We start from the raw sequence: 7,564 nt of genomic DNA, 5'->3' as shown, positions 1-7,564 counted from the left end.
CTGCAGCTTCTCGCGGTCGTAGTCGGAGTCGGTGTTCTCGATCTCGGCGCGGATCTGGGCCACGCGGGCGGCCACATCCTCGGCGGAGCCGGCACCGGAGACGATGGTGGTCTCGTCCTTGGAGACGATGACCTTCTTGGCGGAGCCGAGCACGGACAGGTCCACGGAGTCGAGCTTCAGGCCCAGCTCGTCGGACACCACCTGGGCGCCGGTCAGGATGGCCATGTCCTGCAGCATGGCCTTGCGGCGGTCGCCGAAGCCCGGGGCCTTGACGGCGCAGGAGTTGAAGGTGCCGCGAATCTTGTTCAGGATCAGGGTCGGCAGGGCCTCGCCGTCAACGTCCTCGGCGATGATCAGCAGCGGCTTGCCGGTCTTCATCACGAGTTCGGCGATGTGCACCACGTCCTGCTGGCTGGAGACCTTGCCGGAGGTCAGGAGGATGTACGGATCCTCGAGCACGGCGGTCTGGTCCTCGGCGTTGGTGACGAAGTACGGGGCGATGTAGCCCTTGTCGAAGCGCATACCCTCGGTGAACTCGAGGTCCAGGCCGAAGCGGTTGTTGTCCTCAACGGTCACGACGCCGTCCTGGCCGACCTTGTCGAGAGCCTCGGCGATCTTCTCGCCGACTTCCGGATCGGCGGCGGAGATGGTGGCGGTCGCGGCGATCTGGTCCTTGGTCTCCACGTCCTTGGCGGCGGCGATGAGCTCCTTGACGATGACGTCGGTGGCCTTCTCGATGCCGCGGCGCAGCGCAATCGGGTTCGAACCGGCGACCACGTTCTTCAGACCCTCATGCACGAGGGACTGGGCCAGCACGGTGGCGGTGGTGGTACCGTCGCCCGCGACGTCGTCGGTCTTCTTGGCGACTTCCTTGACCAGCTCGGCGCCGATGCGCTCGTACGGATCCTCGAGCTCGATCTCCTTGGCGATGGACACGCCATCGTTGGTGATGGTCGGGGCGCCGTAGGTCTTGTCGAGCACGACGTTGCGGCCCTTCGGGCCCAGCGTGACCTTGACGGTGTCCGCGAGCTTGTCGAGACCCGCGAGCATGCCCTGGCGGGCTTCCTCGTTGTATGCGATGATCTTTGCCATTGTTCCTCCACATATGGCTACACGGTACTGTTCCCACTCGTGAAACCGCGGAGGACATCCAGCCGTCAGCTGCCGGTTATCACTCTTGGCCTCCGAGTGCTAATTGGGACATTAGCACTCTCGGGGCCCGAGTGCCAACCTCGCCACGGCGATTGCGCTGTTGGCATGAAAAGATCACTGTGCGGCGATGTACACCACCACGATCGGATCGGCGATGCCGGTGGCCTGCTCCACCGTGGCGATGCCCAGGGTGTCGGCGATGTTCTGCGCGGTGGCCAGATCGGTCTCGTTCTGGTACCACACCACGTTCACGGACGGCAACGCGCCGCCGGAGGGATTGGCCGCGATGACGCTCGTGTATCCCACCGACTGCAGGACGCCCGACTGCTGGGCGGCGTACCCGTTGACGCCGGTGGCGTTGATGACCCGCACGGACGTGTTGTAGTTCACCGTCTGCTCAGGCTGCGATTCGGGCTGCTGCTCGTCCGCGGTGGCATCATCCGGCTGTGCGGCGCCGTCGGTGTCCTGCCCGTCGGCCTCCCCCTGGTCGGCGGCGTCGTCCTGAGCGTCCGCGTCCGCCTGCGTATCATCGCCGTCATCCGCGGCGGCATCATCCTGGCGGTCCTGGTCGCTCTGCGCGGACTGCTGCGCCCACGGCCAAGGCACCTTGTTCAGCTCTCCCGAGGCGATACCCCATGCCAGCAATCCGGCGAGCGCCGCCACCACGATCACCACGACGAACGGCGCCACACGCACCGCCAGCGACCGGCGGCCGCGGTGCACCCCCACAGGTCCGCTCGGCGGGTTGTCAAAGGCGTCGGTCGAGTACGATCCGTAGGTTTCCTTCTCAGTGTGCGCCATCAGAGCTCCCTTTCATCCGCATTCCAAGCACGAGTGTAGCCGTCGCCATCGCCAGAGCGTGGCAATGGCCGGCAGCATGTGCCGGATGTGCACAGGATCATCGTATGGGCCTCCTACAGTGGGATCCATGAGTACCGCACATGTCAAGCCGCTATCCGAACTGATCGACCCGGGTTGGGCCGCCGCGCTGGCGGATGTGGAGCCTGTGGTGCACGCCATGGGCGATTTCCTGCGCGCGGAGCTGGCGGCGGGCAGGCATTACCTGCCGGCCAGCCGCAATATCCTGCGCGCGTTCACGATTCCGTTCGACTCGATCAAGGTGCTGATCGTGGGACAGGATCCCTACCCGACGCCGGGGCATCCGGTGGGGTTGAGCTTCTGCGTGGCTTCCGACGTGCGGCCGCTGCCCAAAAGCCTGATCAACATCTACAAGGAGCTGGTCAGCGATCTGGGTGTGCCGGCTCCCGCCAACGGCGACCTGACCCCGTGGACCGAGCAGGGCGTCATGCTGCTCAACAGGTGTCTGACCGTGCAGGTCGGCCGTCCGAACAGCCATCAGGGCAAGGGCTGGGAGCAGGTCACCGACGCCGCCATTCGCGCGTTGAACGCGCGCACGGATGAGCAGGGACGCCCCAAACCGCTGGTCGCCATCCTGTGGGGGCGCAACGCGCAGACGCTGGAACCGCTGCTGACCAACGCGTTCATCATCAAATCCCCCCATCCCAGTCCCCTGTCGGCGTCACGGGGGTTCTTCGGCTCCCGTCCGTTCTCCCGGACCAATCAGGCGTTGGCCTCCATGGGCGCGAAACCGGTAGATTGGGCGCTTCCCGCAGCCGACGTTCCCAACCAGCCGCTACAATAACTGACCTAAGCGAGTACAACCAGCCGATCGGAAGATATCATCATGCCGCTTTTCCCCATCCACCAGTCCGTCCCGCAGCAACCGACGCCCCCCGCAACGCCACCCACCACAGGCCTGCTGGCCAAGGACGACGTGGCGCGGGCCCGTCAGCTCGCCGACCTGCTGCGCGCACGGTTCGCCCAGACCCTGGTCGGCCAGGACAATCTGCGCGAATCGCTGATCGTCACGCTGGTGGCCGGCGGCCATATCCTCATCGAATCGGTGCCAGGCCTGGCCAAGACCACGGCGGCGCAGACGCTGGCCACCGCGGTGTCCGGCACGTTCAAGCGCGTGCAGTGCACGCCGGACCTCATGCCTTCGGATCTGGTCGGCACGCAGGTCTTCGATTTCGCCTCCCAGCGCTTCGCCACGCAGATCGGCCCGATCCACGCGAACTTCGTGCTGCTCGACGAGATCAACCGTTCCAACGCCAAAACCCAGTCGGCGATGCTGGAGGCCATGGCGGAGGGCGCCACCACCATCGGTGGCGAGCGCATCGAACTGCCCAAGCCGTTCATGGTCATCGCCACGCAGAACCCGATCGAGGAGGAGGGCACGTTCAACCTGCCCGAGGCCCAGATGGACCGTTTCATGATGAAGGCGGTCATGACCTACCCGTCCGCGGATGAGGAGCGCCGCATGCTGGCGTTGCTCACGCAGCGCGGCTCGGACGTGGTCGACGTCAACGCGCTGAGCCACGACGTGCTGTCCATCGCCGATGTGGAGTTCCTGCGCAAGTCGGCGCGACGCGTCCATGTCTCCGATGCGATCATGCGGTATGCGGTCGATCTGGCCGCCACCACGCGCGGCGCCGGCTCCCATCCGCTGCAGGGACTCGATTCGCTGGTCCGTCTGGGGGCCAGCCCCCGTGCCTCGATTGCGCTGATCCGCATCGGACAGGCGCACGCGCTGCTGTCCGGCCGCGACTATGTGGTGCCGGAGGATATCAAGGCCTTCGTGCACGAGGTGATGCGCCACCGCATCATGCTCACGTTCGAGGCGCTGGCCGACGGCGTCTCCACCGACCAGGTCATCGATTCGGTGGTCAAGGCGGTTCCCGTCCCATGATCCAAGGCGCCCGTTCCAACGATTCGATCCGCGCCAGGATCGAGGCGCTGGGCACTTCGCTGAGCCTGCCCACCGTGCGCAAGGCACTCGGGGTGCTGGAAGGCGAGCATGCCTCGCAACGCCGCGGCGGCGTGGACGAGCTGATGGATATCCGCGTCTACGAGCCGGGCGACGAGGCGCGCCATATCGATTGGCGCACCAGCGCCCGTGTGGGCCGCCCGATGGTGGTCCAGCGCGAACGGCCATCCACCAGCCGGGTCTGGCTGCTGCTCGACGTCGGCCGGGAGATGACCGGTTCCTGCCCGTCCGGCGAGCCCGCCTATGAGGTGGCGGCCAACGCGCTGCGCATGTTCGCCGCGCTGAGTCTGCGCCGCTCCGATGATGTGTCGCTGGTGTTCGGCGATGCCGCCAGCATCACCCGCGTGCCGTTCAACGGCGGATTCGCCCAGTTCGAGCGCACGCTCGACCAGGCGTTGCAGCGCTCATGGGACCGGCCGCGCAACATCGATGCGCTGCTGGACTACGCCCGGCGCATACGGGACCGTCAGGCGCTGATCGTGCTGGCCACCGACGAGCACGCGTTGCGGCAGCGTCATCTGGAGGCGATTCGCCGTCTGGCGCAGACGCATCCGATGGTGTTCATCGATGTGGCCACGCTCAATCCGTTCGATTCGCGGACCGGGCGGAACTGTCCCGTGTATGACGGCACGTCGCGCCGCGCGGTGCCGGCGTTCCTGTCGAACGCGCGTTCCCGCGACGAGGTCGCCACCCATCGCGCCTATCTGGCGGCCGCGCTGAACCGCGAGCTGACCCGCTGCGGATCGCATATGATCCGTTCGGATTCCAGCGCCGCCATGTTCGAGGCCTTCGTCCGTCTGGTGTCCGTGACGTTGGCGCGGTCGGGCCGGAACCAGTTGCGTTCCGCCGCCATGCCGGAATTGCGGATCGGAGGTTGATATGACGTCATCCCTGAACACGGATGATCTGACCGTCATCCCCCAGCTCGATCTGACCGTGCCGCTGGTTGCGGCGCTGCTGGCATGTCTGGCGGTGATGATCGCCGCGATCGTACTGGCCGTGGTGTTGTCCCGTCCCAGGCGCAAGCCGCGTGTCTCGGCTGCGCGGGGCGTCCACACCGCCACAACCGGCAAGTCCGTCTGGCGCAACCGCATCAACGCCATCGTCGAGGATCACGACAACAACGTCATCGACCGCGAGGAGGCGTTCCTGCGTCTGGCCGCCGTCGCCCGCGACTACGCCTCCGCCGTCAGCGGCCGGGATATGAGCGCCCAGACGCTGTCCGATCTGCATCGCGGCGACCGGGACGCGCGCCACCGCGACGGCCTGAACCTGTTGCGGCAGACCATCGAAGCCCTCTACCCCGCGGAGTTCGCCGACCCGCAGTTCAATAGCGCCGCGCGGCAGACCGATGTGAGGCAGGCCGCCGAATGGGTGTCGACGTTGGTGGAAAGGTGGCGGTAATGACATTGGCTTGGCTATGGCCTTGGGCCGCCGTGGCGCTGCTGGTGGCGGCGGTGGCGCTGGTGGTGGTGATCGTGGCGGTTTCCGCCCGGCGGCACCGCCATGACGAGGGGCTTCGTGTATTCAGCCTTGACGATGACCTGGAGACGGAGCACGCCTCGAAGCTGTTCCATCAGTGGCGGCTGCTCAACCGCGGCGCCGTAGTGCTGCTGGCGGTCGCGCTGCTGCTGGCGGTCGCGCTGTCGGCCCGCCCCGCCCAGGTGGATGCGGACAGCGAGCGGGCAAGCAGCCGCGACATCGTGCTGTGCCTGGATGTCTCCGGCTCCGCGTTGCCGTATGACCGCCAGGTGATCGGCACCTACCGGGATCTGGTGCGCAGCTTCGAGGGCGAGCGCATCGGTCTGAGCATCTTCAATTCCACGTCGCGCACGGTGTTCCCGCTCACCGATGACTACGAGCTGGTGACCGCCCAGTTGGACGAGGCCGAACGTCTGCTGCGCGGCGTGCAGTCGCAGGACGATATCGAGGCGATGAGCGACGAGGATTACCAGCGCATCTCCGACTGGCTGGACGGCACGCAGAACCGCACGAACGCCACGTCGCTGATCGGCGACGGCCTGGTCAGCTGCGCCGCCATGCTGCCGGGATTCGCCTACGGTTCGGCCCCTCAGACCGACGGTGAGCGCAACCGCGCCGCATCGATCGTGCTGGCCACCGATAACGTGGTGTCCGGCGATCCCACATACACGCTTGGCGAGGCGTTGGACCTGACGGCCGCGGTCGGCATCGGCGTGGACGGCCTGTATTCCGGCCCGCGGGAAAGCGAGGACGGCGCCGAATCCTCGGATATGCGCACGTTGGTGGAATCGCACGGGGGCGTGTTTCTGACCCAGTCGAGCGGCGATTCCGTCAACGATCTGGTCCGCAGGATCGACCAGCGCAGAAGCGACGAGCAGGATGAGCATACGCGCTCGGCGCTGGTGGATGCGCCCGGCTGGTGGACGTTGGCGCTGGCCATCGCCGCAGGCGCATGGCTGGTGGTGTCTTGGAGGTTGCGGCGATGAATGCACTGACGCTCTCCCCCGCGCTGGGTTGGCCGGTCGGCGGCGCGATCGCCGCGGTCATGGCGGTGTTGGCCGTGCTGGAGGTGGCGCTGTATGTCCGGCGCCGCGGTTCGAGCGACGAAACGGTGACGGCCTGCATCCGACGTACGGTGATAGCGCTGCTGGTGGGGGTCATGGCGCTGACGCCGAGTGTGGTGACGCCGACCACCAGTCGGGCGGTGAACGCCACCGACGTGGTGATTGCGGTGGACGTCACCGGTTCGATGGCCGTCGCCGATGCCCGGTACGGTTCCGATGAGCCGGTCAGCCGGATGGACGCCGCCAGGCAGGCGGTGCACGGACTGACCGCGATGTATCCCGATGCCAGTTTTGCGGCCGTGCGCTTCGGCGCTTCGGGCACGTTGGATGTGCCGCTGACGCCGGACAGCATCGCCATCGGCAACTGGGCCGATACGCTGTCCGTGGAGGCCACGTCGGTGTCGTTGGGTTCGAATCTCGACGCACCGCTCGACGAGCTGCTGCTGACGTTGAGGGACATCCGCGAGCAGCATCCGGACGACGCGCTGCTGCTGTACATGATCACCGATGGCGAACAGACCTCGAACCGCACGCGGCGCACGTTCTCCACGCTGCGTCGGTATCTTGATGACGCGTTCGTCATCGGCGTGGGGTCCGCCGAGGGCGGGAACATCCCGGTTGTCGCCGATGGCGTGGGCGATTCGCCGGACGGCGAGTGGGTAATCGATCCGGCCACCGGGCAACCCGGGGTATCCGTGATGGATACGGGCAATCTGGAGGATCTGGCCGACGAGATGAGCGGCACGGCGCTGCTGATGGATGCCACGCGCACCATCGACTCCGGCGCCTCCGAGGAGGCCTCCCACCGTTGGAGGGTGACCGAAACCGCCAAGGAACGTACGCGACTGACGCCGTTGGTCTGGCCGCTGGCCATGGTGCTGGTGCCGCTGCTGGTCTGGGAGCTCGGCGCGTGGCTGGCCCTGTCGAGGAGGCTGATATGAGTCCGCAGTCCAGAAGCGCCCGCGCCCCGCTTGCCGTCCGCGTGTCGATGGTGGTGATCGCCGTGGTCATGGCGGCC

The 7,564-nt window shown here is 66.8% G+C and carries 7 protein-coding genes and 1 pseudogene (1 of these 8 only partly in view); 6 read left to right on the top strand and 2 right to left on the bottom strand.

The window, feature by feature from the left end; translation table 11 throughout:
• Both B4C31_RS00295 and B4C31_RS00290 read right to left on the bottom strand, forming a co-directional pair.
• Nucleotides 1–1,092: pseudogene (locus B4C31_RS00295) on the bottom strand (chaperonin GroEL); it reaches 593 nt to the left of the window's first position.
• Nucleotides 1,093–1,266: 174 nt separating this feature from the next.
• The gene (locus B4C31_RS00290) at nt 1,267–1,953 is read right to left on the bottom strand and encodes a LytR C-terminal domain-containing protein (RefSeq protein ID WP_204387259.1); all 687 of its coding nucleotides are present in this window, start codon (nt 1,951–1,953) and stop codon (nt 1,267–1,269) included.
• 127 nt (nt 1,954–2,080) lie between these two features.
• On the opposite strand from B4C31_RS00290, the gene B4C31_RS00285 reads away from it, so the two are divergent.
• From B4C31_RS00285 to B4C31_RS00260, 6 genes are read left to right on the top strand one after another with little or no spacing between them, the layout of a single operon-like run.
• A complete protein-coding gene (locus B4C31_RS00285) occupies nt 2,081–2,815 on the top strand; it encodes a uracil-DNA glycosylase (RefSeq protein ID WP_204389305.1) in 735 nt (244 codons plus the stop codon).
• Between the two features lie 42 nt (nt 2,816–2,857).
• The gene (locus B4C31_RS00280) at nt 2,858–3,922 is read left to right on the top strand and encodes an AAA family ATPase (RefSeq protein ID WP_291530857.1); all 1,065 of its coding nucleotides are present in this window, start codon (nt 2,858–2,860) and stop codon (nt 3,920–3,922) included.
• On the top strand, nt 3,919–4,878 hold the full coding sequence (locus B4C31_RS00275; protein WP_033506498.1) for a DUF58 domain-containing protein: 960 nt from the start codon (nt 3,919–3,921) through the stop codon (nt 4,876–4,878). The genes B4C31_RS00280 and B4C31_RS00275 overlap by 4 nt, the downstream gene beginning before the upstream one ends.
• 1 nt (nt 4,879) lies before the next feature.
• Nucleotides 4,880–5,404, top strand: coding sequence for a hypothetical protein (locus B4C31_RS00270; RefSeq protein WP_193530897.1), 525 nt, complete (start codon nt 4,880–4,882; stop codon nt 5,402–5,404).
• Complete coding sequence (locus B4C31_RS00265; RefSeq protein ID WP_291530856.1) at nt 5,404–6,468, top strand: VWA domain-containing protein; 1,065 nt, start codon at nt 5,404–5,406, stop codon at nt 6,466–6,468. Before B4C31_RS00270 ends, B4C31_RS00265 begins: the two co-directional genes overlap by 1 nt.
• Nucleotides 6,465–7,487 (top strand): vWA domain-containing protein, encoded by a 1,023-nt coding sequence (locus B4C31_RS00260; RefSeq protein ID WP_291530855.1) that lies wholly within the window; start codon nt 6,465–6,467, stop codon nt 7,485–7,487. Before B4C31_RS00265 ends, B4C31_RS00260 begins: the two co-directional genes overlap by 4 nt.
• Nucleotides 7,488–7,564 lie beyond the last annotated feature (77 nt).

It is taken from the genome of Bifidobacterium sp. UBA4282 (genome assembly GCF_002394995.1).
Taxonomy (GTDB): Bacteria; Actinomycetota; Actinomycetes; order Actinomycetales; family Bifidobacteriaceae; genus Bifidobacterium; species Bifidobacterium pullorum_B.
The sequence above is the reverse complement of the archived record's forward strand: the minus strand, read 5'-3'. Positions and strand labels throughout refer to the sequence as shown.